This is a genomic window from Nocardioides bigeumensis (genome assembly GCF_039531755.1).
In the GTDB taxonomy this organism is placed as follows: domain Bacteria; phylum Actinomycetota; class Actinomycetes; order Propionibacteriales; family Nocardioidaceae; genus Nocardioides; species Nocardioides bigeumensis.
Map to the genome: position 1 here is coordinate 313702 of NZ_BAAAQQ010000014.1, position 18471 is coordinate 332172.

15 protein-coding genes are annotated in these 18471 nt (G+C 70.4%); 6 read left to right on the plus strand and 9 right to left on the minus strand.

Going from position 1 to position 18471, the window contains the following annotated elements:
* Nucleotides 1-13: 13 nt before the first annotated feature.
* The gene (locus ABD295_RS20725; RefSeq protein ID WP_344305752.1) at nucleotides 14-1396 is read left to right on the plus strand and encodes an NAD-dependent succinate-semialdehyde dehydrogenase; all 1383 of its coding nucleotides are present in this window, start codon (nucleotides 14-16) and stop codon (nucleotides 1394-1396) included.
* Nucleotides 1397-1484: 88 nt separating this feature from the next.
* On the opposite strand, the gene ABD295_RS20730 is transcribed toward ABD295_RS20725, so the two are convergent.
* From ABD295_RS20730 to ABD295_RS20750, 5 genes are all read right to left on the minus strand, one after another.
* Nucleotides 1485-2375: an ABC transporter permease gene (locus ABD295_RS20730; RefSeq protein ID WP_344305753.1), complete on the minus strand. Its 891-nt coding sequence runs from the start codon at nucleotides 2373-2375 to the stop codon at nucleotides 1485-1487.
* 32 nt (nucleotides 2376-2407) lie between these two features.
* Complete coding sequence (locus tag ABD295_RS20735) at nucleotides 2408-3283, minus strand: ABC transporter permease (protein ID WP_344305754.1); 876 nt, start codon at nucleotides 3281-3283, stop codon at nucleotides 2408-2410.
* On the minus strand, nucleotides 3280-4377 hold the full coding sequence (locus ABD295_RS20740) for an ABC transporter substrate-binding protein (protein WP_344305755.1): 1098 nt from the start codon (nucleotides 4375-4377) through the stop codon (nucleotides 3280-3282). The genes ABD295_RS20735 and ABD295_RS20740 overlap by 4 nt, the downstream gene beginning before the upstream one ends.
* Nucleotides 4378-4381: 4 nt before the next feature.
* Entirely contained in the window at nucleotides 4382-5485 is a 1104-nt protein-coding gene (locus ABD295_RS20745) for an ABC transporter ATP-binding protein (protein ID WP_344305756.1), read from the minus strand.
* 73 nt (nucleotides 5486-5558) lie between these two features.
* Nucleotides 5559-7055 (minus strand): alkaline phosphatase PhoX, encoded by a 1497-nt coding sequence (locus ABD295_RS20750; RefSeq protein WP_344305757.1) that lies wholly within the window; start codon nucleotides 7053-7055, stop codon nucleotides 5559-5561.
* 148 nt (nucleotides 7056-7203) lie between these two features.
* Between ABD295_RS20750 and ABD295_RS20755 the strand changes: the two genes are divergently transcribed.
* Nucleotides 7204-7764, plus strand: coding sequence for a hypothetical protein (locus ABD295_RS20755; RefSeq protein WP_344305758.1), 561 nt, complete (start codon nucleotides 7204-7206; stop codon nucleotides 7762-7764).
* Between the two features lie 118 nt (nucleotides 7765-7882).
* Here ABD295_RS20755 and ABD295_RS20760 read toward each other — a convergent pair whose 3' ends face one another.
* The gene (locus ABD295_RS20760; protein WP_344305759.1) at nucleotides 7883-9322 is read right to left on the minus strand and encodes an aldehyde dehydrogenase family protein; all 1440 of its coding nucleotides are present in this window, start codon (nucleotides 9320-9322) and stop codon (nucleotides 7883-7885) included.
* Nucleotides 9323-9412: 90 nt separating this feature from the next.
* On the opposite strand from ABD295_RS20760, the gene ABD295_RS20765 reads away from it, so the two are divergent.
* Nucleotides 9413-10525 (plus strand): mandelate racemase/muconate lactonizing enzyme family protein, encoded by a 1113-nt coding sequence (locus ABD295_RS20765; protein ID WP_344305760.1) that lies wholly within the window; start codon nucleotides 9413-9415, stop codon nucleotides 10523-10525.
* 3 nt (nucleotides 10526-10528) lie between these two features.
* Here the strand turns inward: ABD295_RS20765 and ABD295_RS20770 are convergent, their stop codons facing one another.
* Complete coding sequence (locus ABD295_RS20770; RefSeq protein ID WP_344305761.1) at nucleotides 10529-11194, minus strand: GntR family transcriptional regulator; 666 nt, start codon at nucleotides 11192-11194, stop codon at nucleotides 10529-10531.
* Nucleotides 11195-11318: 124 nt separating this feature from the next.
* On the opposite strand from ABD295_RS20770, the gene ABD295_RS20775 reads away from it, so the two are divergent.
* Complete coding sequence (locus tag ABD295_RS20775; protein WP_344305762.1) at nucleotides 11319-12368, plus strand: threonine aldolase family protein; 1050 nt, start codon at nucleotides 11319-11321, stop codon at nucleotides 12366-12368.
* A gap of 4 nt (nucleotides 12369-12372) precedes the next feature.
* Here ABD295_RS20775 and ABD295_RS20780 read toward each other — a convergent pair whose 3' ends face one another.
* Nucleotides 12373-13683 carry an FAD-binding oxidoreductase gene (locus ABD295_RS20780; protein WP_344305763.1) on the minus strand — a complete coding sequence of 437 codons (1311 nt, stop codon included), beginning with the start codon at nucleotides 13681-13683 and terminating at the stop codon, nucleotides 12373-12375.
* A 359-nt stretch (nucleotides 13684-14042) separates the two neighbouring features.
* Between ABD295_RS20780 and ABD295_RS20785 the strand changes: the two genes are divergently transcribed.
* Complete coding sequence (locus ABD295_RS20785; RefSeq protein WP_344305764.1) at nucleotides 14043-14702, plus strand: class I SAM-dependent DNA methyltransferase; 660 nt, start codon at nucleotides 14043-14045, stop codon at nucleotides 14700-14702.
* A 36-nt stretch (nucleotides 14703-14738) separates the two neighbouring features.
* Here the strand turns inward: ABD295_RS20785 and ABD295_RS20790 are convergent, their stop codons facing one another.
* Nucleotides 14739-15194 carry a GNAT family N-acetyltransferase gene (locus tag ABD295_RS20790; protein ID WP_344305765.1) on the minus strand — a complete coding sequence of 152 codons (456 nt, stop codon included), beginning with the start codon at nucleotides 15192-15194 and terminating at the stop codon, nucleotides 14739-14741.
* 227 nt (nucleotides 15195-15421) lie between these two features.
* On the opposite strand from ABD295_RS20790, the gene ABD295_RS20795 reads away from it, so the two are divergent.
* Entirely contained in the window at nucleotides 15422-18469 is a 3048-nt protein-coding gene (locus tag ABD295_RS20795) for a M14 family metallopeptidase (protein WP_344305766.1), read from the plus strand.
* Nucleotides 18470-18471: the final 2 nt, after the last annotated feature.

An 18471-nucleotide genomic window follows, 5' to 3' on the forward strand; every position in this document is an offset into this window, starting at 1 on the left:
AGAGCAGAAACCCGTGACCACGCAGACCAGCACCCAGCCGGAGTACAAGGTGACCGACCCCGCCACCGGCGAGGTGAGCGAGACCTTCCCGTTCGCGACCGACGCGGAGGTCGAGGCGGCGACGTCCGGCGCCGCGGCGGCCTTCGCCGACTGGGGTGCGCGGCCGGTCGAGGAGCGGGCGGCCATCGCCCGGCGCGTCGGCGAGCTGTTCACCGAGCGGGCCGACGACCTCGCGGCCATCGCTACCAAGGAGATGGGCAAGTCGCACGGGCAGGCGAAGGGCGAGGCGGAGTTCTGCACCGACATCTTCGGCTACTACGCCGACAACGGTCCCGAGCTGATCGCCACCAAGCCGGTCCCCGGCTACGAGAACGCGCACGTGGAGTATCGCCCTGTCGGCACGATCGTCGGCGTCATGCCCTGGAACTACCCCTACTACCAGGTGGCCCGCTTCGCGGCGCCCAACCTGATCGTCGGCAACACGATGATCCTCAAGCACGCGGAGAACTGCCCGAAGGCGGCGCTCGCGATCGCCGACATCATGCGCGACGCGGGCGTGCCGGACGGGGTCTACACCAACGTCTTCGCGACCTTCGAGCAGGTGGCCGGGATGATCGCAGACCCGCGGATCCACGGCGTCTCGCTCACCGGCTCCGAGCGTGCCGGCGCCGCGGTCGCGGCGGAGGCCGGCAAGCACCTGAAGAAGGTCGTGCTCGAGCTGGGCGGCTCCGACCCCTACATCATCCTCGACAGCGACGACGTCGACGCCGCCGCCGAGACCGCGTGGGAGACACGGATGGAGAACGTCGGCCAGGCCTGCAACTCCAACAAGCGGATGATCGTGATGGACGACATCTACGACGACTTCGTGGCCGGCCTGACCCGCCGGGCCGCCGAGCTGACCCCGCGTTCGGCCGACGCCGACGGCTACGCGCCCATGGTGTCGCGCAAGGCGGCCGAGGGGCTGCTCGCGCAGGTGCAGGACGCCGTCGAGAAGGGCGCGACGTTGCACACGGGAGGCACCCTCGCGGACGGACCTGGGGCGTTCTTCGCGCCGACCGTCCTGACCGGGGTCACCCCCGAGATGCGCGCCTACAAGGAAGAGCTCTTCGGTCCGGTTGCCGTGGTCTACAAGGTCTCCAGCGACGACGAGGCCGTCGAGCTGGCCAACGTCGTCGACTACGGGCTCGGGGGTGCGGTGTTCAGCACCGACGAGGAGCGCGCAGTCCGCGCCGCCTCGCGTCTCGACGTCGGCATGGCCAACGTCAACACCCCCGCCGGCGAAGGCGCCGACCTCCCGTTCGGGGGCACCAAGCGCTCCGGCTTCGGCCGCGAGCTCGGCCCGCTCGGCATCGAGGAGTTCGTCAACAAGCGCCTCTTCTACGTGCAGCGCTGAGCCGGTCGGCGTCCGCGAACAGTGCGGTTCCTGGCTGTCACCAGGTGGCAGCCAGGAACCTCGCAAGGTCCGCACGTGGGCGGAGCCGCTAGTCGAGCTTGTTGATCCTGCTCAGCCGGTACGCGAGGGCCGCCACGAGCCCCGAGCACACCAGCAGGATGAAGCTCATCGCCGCGCCCGAGGCGAGGTCGCCCCGGGCCAGCACGAGGTCGTTCACGGCCTGGCCGAGCATGTAGCCACTGGTGCCGCCGACCATGGTCGGTGTCGCGAAGTCGGTGAAGAGCGGGATGTAGACGAGCAGGATCGCCACGAAGATCCCGGGCGCGGACAGCGGCAGCAGGATCCGCCGAGCCGTCGTCCACCAGCCCGCGCCGAGGTCGGAGGCCGCCTGGAAGAGGTTGGCGTCGATCGCCTTCATCGAGGCATACACAGGGATCACCGTGTAGGTGATCCAGCTCGTCGACAGCACGACGATCACCGCGGCTTCGTTGAAGAGGAGCGCGTCCATCGGCTGGTCGATGACGCCCAGCCACTGCAGCGAGCCGTTGATGATGCCTTCCCGGCCGAGCAGCATCCGCCAGGCATAGATGCGCACGACGGGGTTGAGGCCGTCGAGCACGACGAGCCCCAGCACCAGCGGCAGCTCGAACCGTCCAGCCTTGAACGCCATGACGTACGCCAGGGGTACGCCGACGACGAGCTGCGCCACCATCGCCGCGCTCGCGATGAAGATCGTGGTGACGGCGACGTCGCGATAGAGCGGGTCCTGGAAGATGCCGACGTACTTGTCGAGGGTCCAGTCCGTCGGCGTGAAGCCGATGCCGAGCCCGACGCTGATCAGGAAGAGGATCACCATCGGCACGAGGAAGAGCACGACCAGCAGGGCCATCGGAACGGTGAGGTAGGCCGCCGGGAGCCACCGGGCGAGCCGGCCGCTGCTCTTGGCCGAGCCCCGCTCCGGCGCGGGTGGGCCGGCCATGGGAGACGACACCGTCGGGGGTGAGGCGACGCTCATCGCACGCCTCCGACCAGCGTGGTCAGGTTGTCGCCGCTGCCGCGGCGCTTCCCCAGCCACTTGATGAAGAGGTAGAGCGCATAGACCGCGAGCACCTGGATGAACGACACCAGAGTCGCGATCGCGTTGACCACCGGGAGGTTGTAGGAGCGGCGGAGCACGGCGTACACCCAGACCGGGAAGGTCTCCTCGTAACCGCCGTTGAAGAAGCTGATCTCGAAGTTGTTGAAGGACCAGGCGAAGGCGAAGATCAGCGACGCCGCGAGCGCCGGCGTGAGTTGCGGCAGCACGACCTTGGTCATCAGCTGGAGCTGCGAGGCTCCCAGGTCGATCGCCGCCTCCTCCTGAGACCGCTCGAAGCGCACCAGACGCGCCGACACGAGCGCGGTGACGAGTGGGAACGTCACGGCGATGTGCATCGCCGTGACCGTCATCAGCGACAGCTCGATCTCGAGGTAGACGAAGAACACCAGCCCGCTCACGCCGATGACCAGCCACGGCACCACCAGTGGCGCCCCGACCAACCCGGTCCACAGCGCGCGCGTGGCAAAGCGGAAGCGGGTGATCCCCCAGGCCGCGGCGGTGCCGAGCACGACGCAGGCAGGGGCGACGATCGAGGCCACGATGATCGAGTTGCGCAGCGAGTCACGGACCGCGGGATCGGCGAGCGCGGTCGTGTACCACTCTGTCGTGAACCCCTCGAAGGGCAACGAGATGATGGTCGAGTCGTTGAACGAGAAGATCGTCAACAGCACGATCGGCCCGACCAGCACGACCATCACGACCGTGACCAGCCCGAGCGCGAGCCAGTCACCGACCCGCATCCGCTGGTCTGCACGGTCCTTGATGGGGGCTGCCGTCGTCGGGCTCACCCGGCGCGGACCTCCTGCCAGGACTTGCGCCACAGGTCGGCGTTGGCGGGCGCGACCTCGGGGTAGGCGCCCTCGATGATCCGCGGGTCGGAGCTCTCGGCGAACTCCGGCTCGACCAGCGGCACAGCCTCGGGGTTGATCATCACGAAGCCGTTGTTGCCGAAGAGCGCCTGCGTCTCGGGCGAGGAGTGCTCGTTGATGAGCGCGTAAGCCGCGTCGAGGTTCTCGGCCTGCGAGCTGATGCTGAGGCCGCAGACCCACGAGAGCGCACCCTCCTTGGGGGCCGCCCAGGCGACGTTGCCGCCGCCCTTGATGATGTCGTCGGCGGTGGCCCGGCCACCGTCGGAGAGCACGATCTCCCCTGACTTGAACATGTTGCCCATGTCGGCGTCGGAGCGGGCGAAGGCCCGGAAGTGGCCGGCGTCGCGCAGCTCGATCAGCTCGTCCTTGATCTGAGTGACCTGCTCGTCGTCGAGGTTCATCGGGTCGGTGCTGCCGTCCGCGAGCGCCTTGATCGCGAAGGGCGGCAGCCAGTAGCCGCCGTCGAGGGCGACGCGGCCGGCGTTCGCCGGGTCGAACAGGTCGGCCCAGGAGTCGACGCCGTCGGGGAAGGCGTCCTTGTCGTAGATGAGGCCCACTGCGCCGGCCTGCGTCGGCACCATGCTGACCTGACCGTCGATGGCGGCCACGCCGGCGGCGTCGCGGAAGGTCGGGTCGAGGTCGTCCCAGTGCTCGAGCCGTGAGGTGTCGATGGGGGCGAGCATGCCGGCGTCGACGAGAGGGCCCTGCTCGTCGAGGCAGACCTCGATCACGTCGGCCCGGAAGCCCGCCTTGATCTTGGCGGCGGCCTCGTCGTTGCTCTCGAAGGTCGCCGTGCGCACCTCGACGTCGGGGTAGTTCTTGTGGAAGTTCACCATCTTCGACTCGTGCACGGTGTCGGAGTAGGTGAATGTGCGAAGCTCGCCGGACACCACGCCGTCGGTCCCCTCCGGGCTCGGCCCGCCGTTGCCGTCGGAGCCGCACGCGGCGAGGAACATCCCGGCCGCGACGAACGCGACAATCGCCTGGCCCCTTCGAGAAGTGCTGGTCTTCATCGTCCTAGTCCTTCGCTGTGGAGATCACGTGCGCGCCGCTCGGCGCCCAAGAGAGGAGTACGTCGGAGTCCCGCGCGATCTCGCGGAGGACGGGGTTGTCGCTGAGCTGATGGATCACCAGCTGCTCGCCGGTGGGGAGCCCCGCGGTGACGTGGGTGGTCGAGCCGACGTACACGACGTCGACGACTCGTCCGATCACCTTCGAGTGCGTCTCGGGGACCGAGGCCTCGAGGTCGGTGTGCAACGCGATGCGCTCGGGCCGGACTGTGATCTGCACGTTGCCCGCAGGGGCGGCGTCCGTCGCATCCGCCGTCATCCGTTGCCCACCGCCGAGGTCGAGGACCAGCAGGGAGTCGACGGTCATGGGCTGCTCGAGCACGATCAGGTTGGAGGTTCCGATGAAGCCGGCGACGAAGGCAGTCGTCGGCTTCTCATAGAGGGTGCGCGGGTCGGCGAGCTGCTCGACCTTGCCGTCCCGCATCACGGCGATGCGGTCGGACATCGTGAGCGCCTCCTCCTGGTCGTGCGTGACGTAGAGGAAGGTCGTGCCGGTCGCGCGGTGCACCTCTTTGAGCTCGGCTTGCATCTCCTTGCGCAGCTTGAGGTCCAGGGCTCCGAGGGGCTCGTCGAGGAGCAGCGCGTGCGGCCGGTTGACCAGCGCCCGCGCGAGAGCGACGCGCTGGCGCTGGCCGCCGGAGAGCTGGGTCGGCCGGCGCTCGGCGAGACCGGTGAGACGCATCTGGCCGAGCGCCGAGGTGACCCGCTCCACGCGTTCGTCGCGCCCAAGCCGCTTGACCTTCAGGCCGAACGCGACGTTCTCGGCGACGGTCAGGTGCGGGAAGAGCGCATAGTCCTGGAACACCATGTTGAGCGGGCGCTTTGCCGGCGGCATGCGGGTGATGTCAGTGCCGCCCAGCAGGATCGACCCCTTGGTGGGGCGCTCGAAGCCGGCGACCATGCGCAGCGTCGTCGTCTTGCCGCAACCACTAGGACCCAGCAACGAGAAGAACTCGCCCTCGCCGATCGTCAGGTCGAGGTCGTCGACCACCGCTGCCTCGCCGAACACCTTGGTGACGCCGACGATCTCGATGGCGCGCTCCGTGCTCATGCTGCTCCTCGAACTCGCCGATCGCGACGGTGTCTGGGATGGGACCAGTGTCGTGGCGCGCGCTCCCAATGGCTCAGAGCCCGATGCTCGCCCAGGGACCGGTGATCGCGCACGTGATCCCGGGCACCTGGATGTTGACGAAGAGCCACTTGCCGTCGGGGCTGAAGCACGGCCCGGCGAACTCGGAGAAGCCGACGCCATCGCCTGCGGACGCACCGTCGTCGGGGACCGTCGGGTCGTACAGCTTGCCCGACGCCTCGATGTAGTGCTGCTGCACGGCCACGAGGTTCTCCGCGACGTTGATGGTCGTCCCGTTGGCCAGCAGCGCACGCACGAAGTTGCTCTTGACGTTGCCGTCCTCGGCGATCACGATCGCCCCGCCGGGGCTGGTGCACATGTTGTCGGGCCCATCCATCTGGCCGCGGTGCTGCGACTCGAAGAGCAGCACCAGCTCGCCGTGCTCGCCGGGCTTCCCGATGTTGGTCTTCGGGGTGTACTGCCAGATCTGGCCGAGGCCGGCCTCGCCACCCTCGCTGGAGCCGAAGACCACGCCGTCGCCGCGCCAGGTGCAGCCTTCGCCACCCAGGAACTTGGCGCCGCCCTTGGCGCGGCCTTGGCGGAACACCGCCGACGCGTTCTCCTCCGCGTCGCGGGGGTTCGGGTCGTCGATGTCGACCCAGTCGCAGGACAGCACCTTGCCCACCGTCTGGCCGGTGATGGTGTTGTAGCCCTTCTCCCCACGCACGCGCAGCATCTGCAGCACGCCCTCACCACGGTAGCGACGCTGCTTCTCTGGCACGAACCGGTAGAAGCCGTCGGGGCCCTCGTCCTCGGTCATGTAGACCACGCCGTTGCGCGGGTCGATCGCGCCGGCCTCGTGCAGCATCCGGCCGAGCTTCTTGTAGGGTCGGGTCAGCACCGCCTCGTTGTTGCGCGGGTCGACCTCGAAGACGTAGCCGTGGGGCTTCTTGTAGCCGGAGGATGGACCGACCACGGTCTCCTCACAGGTCATCCACGTGCCCCACGGGGTCTTGATGCCGGCACAGTTGGTGTCGGTGCCGTTGAGGCTCACCCAGTCGGCGATCAGGTGACCGGTCTTCGCGTCGATCTCGAGAGTGACGGTGCCGCCGGGGGCCTTGCGGTCGTACGCCGTCTTCGGGTCGCCGATCACCGTGCCGGCTGGGATGTCGTTGCCCTCGCCGAGCTCGTGGTTGCGCACGATCCGCCAGCGGCCGTTGCCCATGTCGAAGCAGGCCATGCCGTCGTGGATCGGCGGGGTGATGAAGCCGTCGGTCATCGCCGAGCCGAAGGCGCCGAACGTGTGATAGCTGAAGCCCGGCGGCAGCGCGAGCTCCGGTCCGGCCTGGACCATGCCGACACCGCGCGGCTTCGCAGTGGCGACGCGCCTGGCCATCGTCGCCGCTCCGGCGGCGCGGTCGGCCGACATGAGGGCGGCGCTGCCCATCGCCGCCCCGATCACCCCCGCCCGCACGAAGGCTCGGCGTCCGACTTCGCCACGACGACCGACGCCGTCCGCGCGGACCTCGAGGTCCTGGTCTTTGTGCGGCATGGGGTTCCTCCTTCGCCACCGGCGATCCCCGGTGGTGCTGACCTGGGTGGGCCCGAGCAAGGTGTTAACTGTTGACAATCTACGAATAGGACAGTCCGGCGGTCAACCCGCCTACCGTGAGAAATCCACTGCGAGGGAGAATCTGGGTGTGAGCGACCCATCCGGCGCCTTGGACGAGCGGGCCCTGTTGATGGCCGTGCCGTTGCGACACCTGGAGGCTGCTGTTGTTGCGGGGCCGCTGGCGCGCGTGCTGCTCCCGGCCGGCGGTCCTGGTGACCTGGACTCCGCGGGCGCCGGCACCGTGCTGCTCGTGATGGCCACGGACGCCGGCGACGCCGAGGTGCCCGCCGCGACGTGGAGCGCGGCCGTCGTGCGCCGGGTGCCCTACGAGGCGGGCGCACCCTGGCCGGACGGACTCCCGGCCACCTGGCTCGCCGAGCACGCGCCCGAGCTGCCGGCGCCGACTGGCTCAGCCGACCCGATCGCCGGCGACGACGGGGACGACGGGGACGACTGGGACGACTGGGACGATGACGATCCGGAGGACGAGGACGACGAGCTCGGCCCCCAGGCGTTCGTCGAGGTCGCTGGACTCGCGCCCCTCGACCGGCGCGACTGGGTCTTCGCCAACGAGCTGGTCCGCAAGCAGGCGCGCCGCGGCCGCTCGTTCCGGCCCCGGGTACCCATGCTGGTCGACCTGCCCCTCTGAGACAGACCGCCGCCCCTCACGCGATCCAGCCCGGGCGCGGATCCATGCGCATCGTCGCCGACTTCGGCAAGGAGACGCTCACGATCGGCTGACTCCGGGTCAGCGACAGTCCCGGCGGTCAGCCGATCAGCGCCTTCACCTCGACGTACTCGTCCATCCCCAGCGGCCCCATCTCGCGCCCGATGCCGGACTGCTTGTAGCCGCCGAACGGTGTCTGCGCCGTCCCCTCGGCACCGTTGACGCTGACCCCGCCGACCCGGAGCCGGCGCGCGACGCGGCGTGCCCGCTCCTCGCTGCCCGACCAGACGCCGGCCCACAGTCCGTAGTCGCTGTCGTTGGCGATGCGGACCGCGTCGTCCTCGTCGTCGTACGCGATCACCACGAGCACCGGCCCGAAGACCTCCTCGCGCGCGATGGGCTGGTCGTTCGTCACGTCGGCGAGCACCGTGGGCCGGACGAAGAATCCGTCGGGCGTTCCCTTGGGTACGTCGAGCCCGCCCGCGACGAGCCGGGCGCCGTTCTTCAGCGCGCGATCCAGGTGGTCACGCACACGGTCGCGCTGGACCTCCGACACCAGCGGGCCGAGATCGGTCCCGGGCGCCAAGGGGTCCCCCACCACGAGAAGGTCCGCGACAGCCCCGGCGAGGTGGGCCGCCTCGGCGCTCCGCTCCCGCGGCACCAGCATCCGGGTCAGCGCGTTGCAGGTCTGGCCGGAGTTGGTGAAGCAGTCGCGGACGCCGTACGCGACCGCCTCGTCCAGGTCGGCGTCGTCGAGGATCACCAACGGGGACTTGCCGCCGAGCTCGAGGGTCACGCGCGCGATCCGTCCGGCGGCGATCTCGGCGATGCGGCGGCCGGCCCGCGTCGACCCCGTGAACGACACCATGTCGACGTCGGCGTGGGAGACCAGCGGCTCACCCACCGTCTCGCCGTCGCCACTGACGAGGTTGAAGACGCCTGGCGGCAGGCCTGCCTCGTGCACGACCTCGGCGAGGATGAAGGCGTTCAGCGGCGCCACCTCCGAGGGCTTCACGACGACCGTGCACCCGGTGGCCAGTGCGGGCGCGACCTTGGCGGCGATCTGGCTCAGCGGGTAGTTCCACGGCGTGATCGCCGCGACGACGCCCACGGGCTCACGGAGCACGACGCCTGCGTCGGTCTGCTCCTCGAAGGGGTACGTCGTGGCCAGCTCGGCGTGCACCCTGAAGTCCTCGACGGGGATCTGCTCGTCGACGCACTGGTGCTCCGGCATGCCCACCTCGAGGGCGATCAGCTCGGCCAGCTCGTCCGTGCGACGCTCGAGGCCGTCGGCGATGGCGGAGAGGTACGCCGCCCGCTCGGCGGCCGGCACCTGCGACCACTCGGAGAAGGTCGCGCGAGCAGCAGCCACCGCGGCGTCCACGTCTGCCTGCGCGCCCGCCGGGACCGACCCCATCACCAGGCCGACGGTGGGGTCGACCACGTCGATGACCTCGGCACCGGCGGAGGCCACCCAGGCACCACCGATGTAGATCCGGTCGCGCGTGGTCCGGCCGCGCGCCCGACGTCGTGCACCCACGCGTCGCTCCTGTCGTCGAGATCAGCTGCAGACACTGCCAGGAAAGAATGTCTACAATCCGCAGATCTGACAACACAGCGAGGGGTGGGCATGGCTCCGCTGATCACTGGCGTGGAGGTGATCGCGGCTGGGCCGCCGATGCCGGAGGTGCAGTTCACCGAGGCGCTGCCCGAGGTCTTCACCACGGTGACCTACGCCGTGGTCACCGACGACACCGGCCGCGCCGGCATCGGGGCCGTCGAGTCCGACTCGTTCGGCGCCTTCGACCTGGGTCCGCTGGAGGCGCTGCGCACCATGGCGCCCGCCGTGCTCGGGGAGGACCCGCTGCAGCCGGGCGCCATCGCCGCCCTGGCCCGCAGCCGCAAGCCGTCGGCGTCGCGAGCGGTTCCGGTCGCAGCGCTCGAGGTCGCCTGCTGGGACCTGGTCGGCCGGCACGCCGGCGTACCCCTGCACCAGCTGGTGGGCGGCGCGCGCGACGAGGTGCCGGCGTACGCGTCACTGCCCTTCGAGCGGGATCCGGCGACCCTCGACGACCTGATGCGGCGGGTGTGCTCCGACGGATATAGGGCCGTGAAGCTGCACGTCTCCGGAGACCCGGAGGCGGACGTGGCCAGCGTCGCGGAGGTGCGCCGCTCGCATCCCGACGTCGAGGTGATCGTGGACGCGGAGTCGGTCTACGACCTGGCGGGCGCGCTGCGGGTAGGCCGCGCCCTCGACGACCTCGGTTGCCTCTGGTTCGAGGCGCCGCTGCCCGACCGGGACGTCGCCGGCTACACGGAGCTCGCCCGCACCCTGGCTACCCCGATGGTCCCGGCGGGGGGCCTCGTCGACGACCCGGCCGAGCTGGCGCTGATCCTGCCCGCACGGCCGTGGGCGGCGCTGCGCACCCAGACGATGGAGGGGGGCGTCGACCACGTGCGCGAGTTCGCGGCGCTCGGGGCGGCGTACGGCCTCGACCTCCAGCTGTGCAGCTATGGCACCACGGTCACCCAGGTCACCGACCTGCAGCTGATCCTCGGGCTCGGGCTGGGCGGCTACTACGAGCAGCCCTTTCCCGTGGAGCCGTGGGCGTTCGGTGCGACCACAGCGCTCGAGGTCGTCGACGGGAAGGTGCGGGCGCCCGACGGGCCGGGGCTCGGCTTGGAGCTGGACCGGGACGTGATCGACCGGGCGACCATCGGTCGCTTCGAGACCGCGATCTGAGGGCTAGTCCGTCCCGCCGCTCGCCAGCCGTGTCGCGGAGATCTCCATGTGCTCGGCCACCAGCCGGTCGGCGGCAGCCAGGTCCTTGATGCGCAGCGCGTCGAGGATCGCCTGGTGCTCGCGCACGACCTCGCCGCGACCGGCGTAGAACGGCTCGAGCCGCGCGATGCACAGCTGCGACTCGGCCATCAGGGTCCGAAACATCCGGTCGAGCCGCGCGCTGCCGGCGGCGGCCACGAGGGCGAGGTGGAACTGCAAGTCGAGCCGCGTCAGCTCGACCCAGTTGTCGTCGACCGCGGCGGCCAGGTCGTCGACCTTGGCTTGGATCGCCGCGAAGTCCGCCTCGGTCCCGTGCTCGGCAACGATGGCAGCAGCGGTGCGCTCGACGGCGCCGCGGGCGAGGTAGATGTCGCGCACGTCGCTGGCGCCGAGGTCGACGACGAAGACGCCGCGGTTGCGCTCTCCCCGCAGCAGCCCCTCCTGGAGCAGCCGTTGCATCGCCTCGCGGATGGGTCCGCGGCTGACGGACAGCTGCTGGGCGAGCGCGACCTCGGAGAGCTGGGTGCGCGGCGGGAAGGTGCCGTCCAGGATCCCCTCGCGCAGCCGGTCGGCGACGAGCACCGGCGTACTCTCCAGTCTCAGTGGCGCCAGCTGACCCGAGTCAGTCATGGGCATCTCCTTCGGACGATCTCACAGTCGGATGACGAACAGGCCCGACATGTATAATGTCGACAATGAGACGATTATACGCCGAATTGTCGCGTCCGTCTCTTTTGTCCACAGGCGCCGCCTCGTGACCGTCGCGCAAGACGCGTCAAGAGCGCCGATGCAGTTCGCCAGCGACAACTGGTCGGGCGTCACGCCGGAGGTGGCGGCCGCGCTGGCGCGAGCGGGCGACGGCTTCGCGCCGGCGTACGGCGACGACGCGCTGACCGCACGCGTGACCGGCATGCTCGCCGAGGTCTTCGAGCACGAGCTCGCCGTGCTCTTCGTGCCGACCGGCACCGCCGCCAACCTCCTCTGCCTGCAGGCGCTCGCCCGCCCAGGTGGGTACGTCGTGTGCACCGAGCAGGCTCACCTGCACGTCGACGAGCTGAACGGCGCCGAGCTCCTGACCGGGATGAAGCTCGTGCCGATCGCAACAGCCGACGGCCGGATGTCGCCGGCAGGTCTCGACGATGCGCTGGCCCGGTCCCCGCTCGCCGGCCGGAGCGCACGCGTCGCAGCCGTGAGCCTGACCAACGCGACCGAGCTCGGCACCGTCTACGCGCCGGACGAGGTCGCCCGGCTCGCCGAACGTGCCCATGCGATCGGTGCAGCCGTGCACCTGGACGGGGCCAGGTTCGCCAACGCGGTCGCCGCGACCGGGGCCTTCCCCGCCGACCTCACCTGGCGGGCCGGGGTCGACCTGATGAGCTTCGGCGGCACCAAGAACGGCTGCTGGGCGGCCGAGGCGGTGGTCGTGTTCGACCCGGGGGCCCACCCCACCATCGGCGATCTGCGGCAGCGCACCGGCCACACCTTCAGCAAGCAGCGGTTCGTGGCGGCGCAGCTCGAGGGCTACCTCACCGACGACGCCTGGCTGCGGACGGCAGCGCACGCCAACGCGATGGCGGCGCGACTCGTCGCGGGATTGGCGGGGCGGCTCGACGTGACGCTCGAGTGGGACTCGACAGCCAACGAGGTCTTCCCGGTCCTGTCGCGCGCGACGGCAGCGCGGCTTCGCGCGGCCGGCGCCAGCTTCCACACCGAGCAGGAGCGCGGCGACGACGAGATGGTCCGCCTTGTGGCGTCGTTCGCGACGACCGACGACGACGTCAGCGCCTTCCTCGCGCTGTTGTAGGGGCTCAGCTCGCCGGCGGGATGTTCTGGTTGAGGTGGAAGACGTTCTGGGGGTCGTACGCCGCCTTGACCGCGCGCAGCCGGGCGAGGGTCTCGGGCGGGTAGGCCCGCTGAAGACCGGCGATCCCGTCGTCGCCCAGGGTGTTGACGTAGATCCCGCTGGCGAAGGGCTCGACGAGCGAGGCGTTGGCGCGGGCGACCGCGATGCGCGTCGAGTCCTCGTCGGGGTCGGTCCACCTCGCGGCGCCGACGTACTCGAACGCCGTGTCCCTGCGGCTGAAGGCCGTGGAGTCGACCGGCACGTCGGCGATCGCGCCGCCGTACCGCTGCAGGCTGGCGGCCGCCGCCGGGTCGTGGGAGAGGAACGCGTCGACGGCGTCGTCGGTGAGCGCCGCGAAGTAGTGGCCCTTCCAGTAGCGGCGGATGTCGTGCGCCTCGATGTCGTCCTCGCGGGTCTGGAGGGCGACGTACGTCGTCTCCGCGACGCGCTCGGCGACCACCGGGCCGAGAGCGGTGAGGGCGTCGACGTGCGGGCGAGCCGCCTCTGGGTCGCCGACCCAGACCAGCCCGAGGGTGGCGATCCCGCCCGCGACGACGGCCAGGTGGGTCGCCGCGCGCGGCGCGTCCATCGCGAGGTCGCGCCACGTGCGCATGGCGTCGCGGGCATCGGTGGCCGGGAGGTCGACCTCCGCGGTGACGGCCCTGGTGCCGGTGTCGTGCAGGCGCAGCTCGAACTCCGTCACCACACCGAAGTTGCCGCCTCCGCCGCGCAGCGCCCAGTAGAGGTCGGGGTGCTCGTCGGCCGAGGCGCGCAGCACCTGCCCGTCGGCGGTCACCACCTCGAAGGAGACGACGTTGTCGCAGGAGAGGCCGTGCTGGCGGGCCAGCCAGCCCATGCCGCCGCCGAGGATCAGCCCGCCCGCACCGGTGTGGGACACGTTGCCGGCGGTCGTGGCGAGGCCGTGCGCCTGGGTCGCGGCGTCGAGGGCACCCAGGAGCGCGCCGCCCTGGAGCCACGCACGACGGGAGTCCGGATCCACGCGTACGGCCCCGAGCGGCCGCAGGTCGAGCATCACCCCGTCGTCCGGCACGGCGTGACCGACCACCGAGTGCCCGCCGCAGCGGATCCCGATCTCGAGGCCCTCGGCCCGCGCCGCCACGACGGCGGCGGCCACGTCGGCAGCGCTGCGGCAGCGCACGATCCGCCGCGGGCGCCGGTCGACCATGGCGTTCCAGACCCGCCTGGCCCCGTCGTACCCGTCGTCACCAGGGTTCAGGACGTCTGCCTCAGCGGGCCGGGGCGTCTGCGTGCTCATGGGCCATGTTGACGCACGCGGAGCCCGAAACTCATCGCTCCTTCCAGGGGGAGATCGCCCGCGTCCCCGGTCGTCGAGGAGGTCGCGCAGCGACCGACCGAGACCGGGTTCCTCGACCACCGGTCGGCTAGCGGGTCGCGCGAGCCAGAAGCGGCGCGCGATGCCCACGTTGGTGCGGCCCTCGGCCGTCAGCCCGAGCACGTCGCGCTCGCGGGGGGTGAGTCTCTCCAGGGCGGCGTGCTCGCGCCGCGGGGCGAGCAGCGTGGCGACGACCTCGGGGTCGAGCGCAGACCCAGCTGCTCGCCTCGGTCGCCATGCCGCTGTGGCAGGCGGCCGCGCGCCGGTGAGACGCTGACGTCGTGGCGGACGACGACTCCATCGGTGACTGGCTGAGCGCGGACCCGAGCGACCCGACCCAGGTCGCCGGCCGCTACGACGAGTGGGCACAGACGTACGACGCCGACCTCGCCGCGTGGTCCTACGCCGCGCCCACGGTGGTGGCCGAGACCATCATGACCCGGCACTCGCAGGCGACCTCGATCCTCGACGTCGGCTGCGGGACCGGGCTGGTCGGCCAGGCGCTCCGAGCCCACGGCTTCACCGGCCGGCTCACCGGGCTCGACCTCTCGGAGTCGTCGCTGGCGGTCGCCGGGCAGTCCGGGGCGTACGACGTCCTCGAGCCGGCCGACCTCCAGCAGCCGCTCCCGCTGGCCGACGACAGCGTCGACGCCGTCGTCTGCGTCGGCGTGATGACCTACCTTCCCGACGTCGAGGCGATCTGGCGCCAGCTGGCCAGGGTGACCGCACCCGGCGGTCTCGTCGTCGTCACGCAGCGCGAGGACCTGTGGTCGTCGCGCGAGTGCCCGGCCGTCATCGACCGCCTGGAGGCCGAGGGTGTCTGGGAGCCGCTCGACGTGAGCGGCCCGGCGGCGTACCTGCCGCTGGGGTACGGCGGCGGCGACCCCGTCGGCTGCTACTACCTGACCGCCCGTGTTGGTGGTCGAGCAGCGAGCGGATAGTCGAGACCACCACCACTCAGGTTGCGCATCAGCCTGTCAACGGCCGCAGCGGTCGACGCGCTCCCAGGGCCAGTCGGCCGCCAGCCAGGCGAACACGGCGTCGGCCAACGGCCCGTCGAGCTCGGCCTTGGAGGCGCGCACCCAGCTCTGCATCGTGACGTCGTGCTCGTCGGACTTGGTGGGGTAGAGGTAGACGCACCCGATCACGTCGTCGTCGGCGGGATCGCGGACGGTGAAGGTGAAGCCCTTGCGCTGCTCGAAGTCGTCCTCGTGGCGGAGCAGGTCGGCGTAGTTGCGCTTGAGGGTCATCCCGTCGGCAGGCGGCCAGTTGCCGTCGGGATAGCCGGGCGTCGACCGGATGTGGTCGATGCTCGAGGTCCACGCGGCGTGGTCGGCGTCGTTGTGCTGGGGGCCCAGCGGCTCGAGGTAGAACCCGTCACCGACGAGCGAGGTGGGCGGGTCGAAGTCGGCAGGCACGAAGGGCGACGTCATGGTCGCGAACCTACCCAGCGGCACGGGGCTCCAGTCGACCGGATTGCTGGCAGGTGTCATCGAGACCCGCTGCCCCGTGCGGTCAGGAGAGGCTTGTACTTCGGCGGTTCGGAGCCGTTGCCAGCCCTGAGGCCCGGTGCAATGCTGTGGGTTTCCCACTGGGGGGTGGAGCAATGCGCCGATTCATCATCGGATCACTCGTTGCCGGAGTCGTCACCGCCATGTGTGTGGCCCTGACACCCGCGAACGCCGGGCCGGCACCCGCAGCACCGAGAGCGCAAGAACGCCTGAATGCCTACACGGCAAGGGTTTCGGCGGCCCAGCTGCCCGACGTCGTCGCCCAGGGCCTCGACGTCACCGCCCAGCGCAAGGTCAGGGGCGGCGTCGAGCTGCAGCTCGTGATGAGCGGGTCGGAGGCCGCGCAGCTCGAGGCGCGCGGCGTGGACGTGAAGCTCACCCGTGTGAAGGGCGGCAAGACGGTCCGGCAGTTCGCGGCCGCGCAGGCCCTCAACGGCTACAACGTGTGGCGCTCGTACGACGAGCCCGGCGGCATCCGCGACCAGCTGTACGCTGCGGCGGCCCAGAACCCCCAGCTGGTCAAGCTCGAGGTCATCGGCCACACCGGCAACGGCCGCGAGATCATCGCGGTGAAGCTCACCCAGGGCGCCAACGACCAGCCCGACGGCAAGCGGCCCGCCGTGCTCTACAGCTCCACCCAGCACGCGCGTGAGTGGATCTCCACCGAGGTCAACCGCCGGCTGATGAACTACTACATCTCGCGGTGGCGGGCCAACGACCGGACGGTCCGCAAGCTCCTGCAGTCCACGGAGCTGTGGTTCGTGCTGGTGGCCAACCCGGACGGTTACCAGTACTCCTTCGACGTCGAGCGCCTCTGGCGCAAGAACCTCCGTGACAACGACAACGACGGCATCATCACGCTGAACGACGGAGTCGACCCCAACCGCAACTTCCCCAACCACTGGGGGTACGACGAGGAGGGTTCCTCATCGCTCCCCAGTGACCAGACCTACCGCGGACCGGGCCCCGGCTCGGAGCCCGAGACCCAGGCGCTCGGCGGGCTGCTCGACCGGATCGGCTTCGCCTTCCAGGTCAACTGGCACTCTGCCGGTCGGTGGCTCATCTACCCCGACGGCTGGCAGACGGGCACGCCCACCATGGACGACCCGATCTACTACGCGATGTCCGGCAACTTGGACGCCCCGGCGATCCCGGACTTCCACCCGGGCCTGAGCTCCGACGTCCTCTACGTGACGAACGGCGAGGTCAACGACTATGCGCACTCGGTGACCGGCGCCCTGGCCTGGACGCCTGAGCTGTCCGAGGGATGCGAGGGCTGCGGGTTCGTCTTCCCCGACGACGAGGCTCTCGTGCAGGAGGAGTTCCAACGCGTGCTGCCGTTCGCGCGCTCGGTGGCGGACTCCGCTCTCGACCCCGACGACCCCAAGACGGTCACGGGGATCAAGACCAAGCCCTTCTACCTCGAGAGCGACGACGCCTACAAGAGCGGCAACCCGGGCGTGCAGCTGACCTTCACGAAGTCCTACGGCGACCCCCAGCCGGTCGCGGTCATCGCCAAGCGCAGCCTCGGCGCGGTCAGCCTCAAGTACAAGATCAACGGAGGCCGGACCGTCACCAAGACCACCCAGGAGTGGCAGGGCGGGTCGAAGTACGACCCGGTCGGTGTCTACTACCGCCAGATGCGCGGCGTGGTGACGGGGACGAACCCCGGCGACTCGGTCGAGGTGTGGTTCGAGGGCGGCAAGCAGCGCAGCGACTCGTTCACCTATCAAGCCGTGTCGGAGAGCAACGATCCCGTCCTGGTCGTGGCGGCAGAGGACTACACCGGCGCCTCGCCCGTCTACCCGGCCGGCGGGCCGTTCGCGGTCTCGACGTACGTCGACGCGTTGACCGCCAACGGTCTGCCCTCCGACGTCTACGACGTCGACGCCAACGGACGGGTCGCGCCGGACGCGCTGGGGGTCCTCAGCCACTACGACGCCGTGGTCTTCGAGACCGGCAGCGACATCGTGACCCGCGCACCGGGCCGCGATCCGGGCAACGGCGACCGCCTGGCGATGGACAACCTCCTCGAGCTGCGCTCGTACCTCAACGAGGGCGGCCGGGTCCTGATGGCCGGCACCAACGCCGGCCTGCAGTACTCCTCCGGCTTCACCTCCCAGCTGTACGACCCGAAGGGAGAGATCCCCTGCTTGCCGGCGCCCGCAGGGACCGACCCACGCCGCTGCCTGCCGCAGTGGGGGTCCGTCTTCGGTGGCGACGGGACCAACGACGTCCTGCAGTACCACTTCGGCGGTTACGTGCCCATCCCGAGTGACGGCATCGACGACAACGGCGCCACCTTCGACTCGACCGGCATCGCCTCCCCGTTCGCCGGGTTCGACTGGGGCATGGAGGACGGGTTCGGCGGGCACTCCTGGCTGGCGACGAGCGGCGCGCTCCCGGTCGACGACTTCCCGCAGTTCGAGAGCCGGCCGGTCGCGCGCTGGGACAAGCCGGGCGGGCCCTACGAGCCGCACACGGGTGACCAGTACGTCTACTCGCAGAGCGCCGACGTCTCCTACAAGAGACTGACCCGCGAGATCGCCGTTCCGGACGGCGGCGGGAACCTGTCGTTCTGGACGTCGTACGACACCGAACCGGACTGGGACTACCTCTTCGTCGAGGCCCGCACGGCCGGTGGCGACGACTGGACGACCCTTCCCGACGCCAACGGCCACACCACGCAGAGCACAGGTGAGAGCTGCATCGCCGACGAGGGCTGGAGCTCGCTGCACCCGCAGCTGCTCAACTACCAGACCCGGGTCGACCAGCTCACCTGCGCGCCGGTCGGTGCCGACGGTGGGGCGTGGAACGCGGCCAGCGGCAGCTCGCACGGCTGGCAGGAGTGGAGCATCAATCTCGACGCGTACGCCGGCCAGACGGTCGAGATCTCGATCGCGTACGCCAGCGACTGGTCCACTCAGGGCCTCGGGGTCTTCCTCGACGACATCACGCTGCCCGACGGCACGTTCACGTCGTTCGAGACCGACCTCGGCGGCTGGAGCGTCAGCGGACCACCTGAGGGCAGCGGCGCCAACGCCAACGACTTCATCCGCACCGACTCCTCGTCCTTCCCGGTCGGCAACACCATCGCCACCCCGACGACCCTGCTGATGGGCTTCGACCTGCGTGGCGTCGAGGCGGCCGATCGCGACGGGGTGCTGGGGAGGGCGATGGACTACCTGCTGCCCTGATC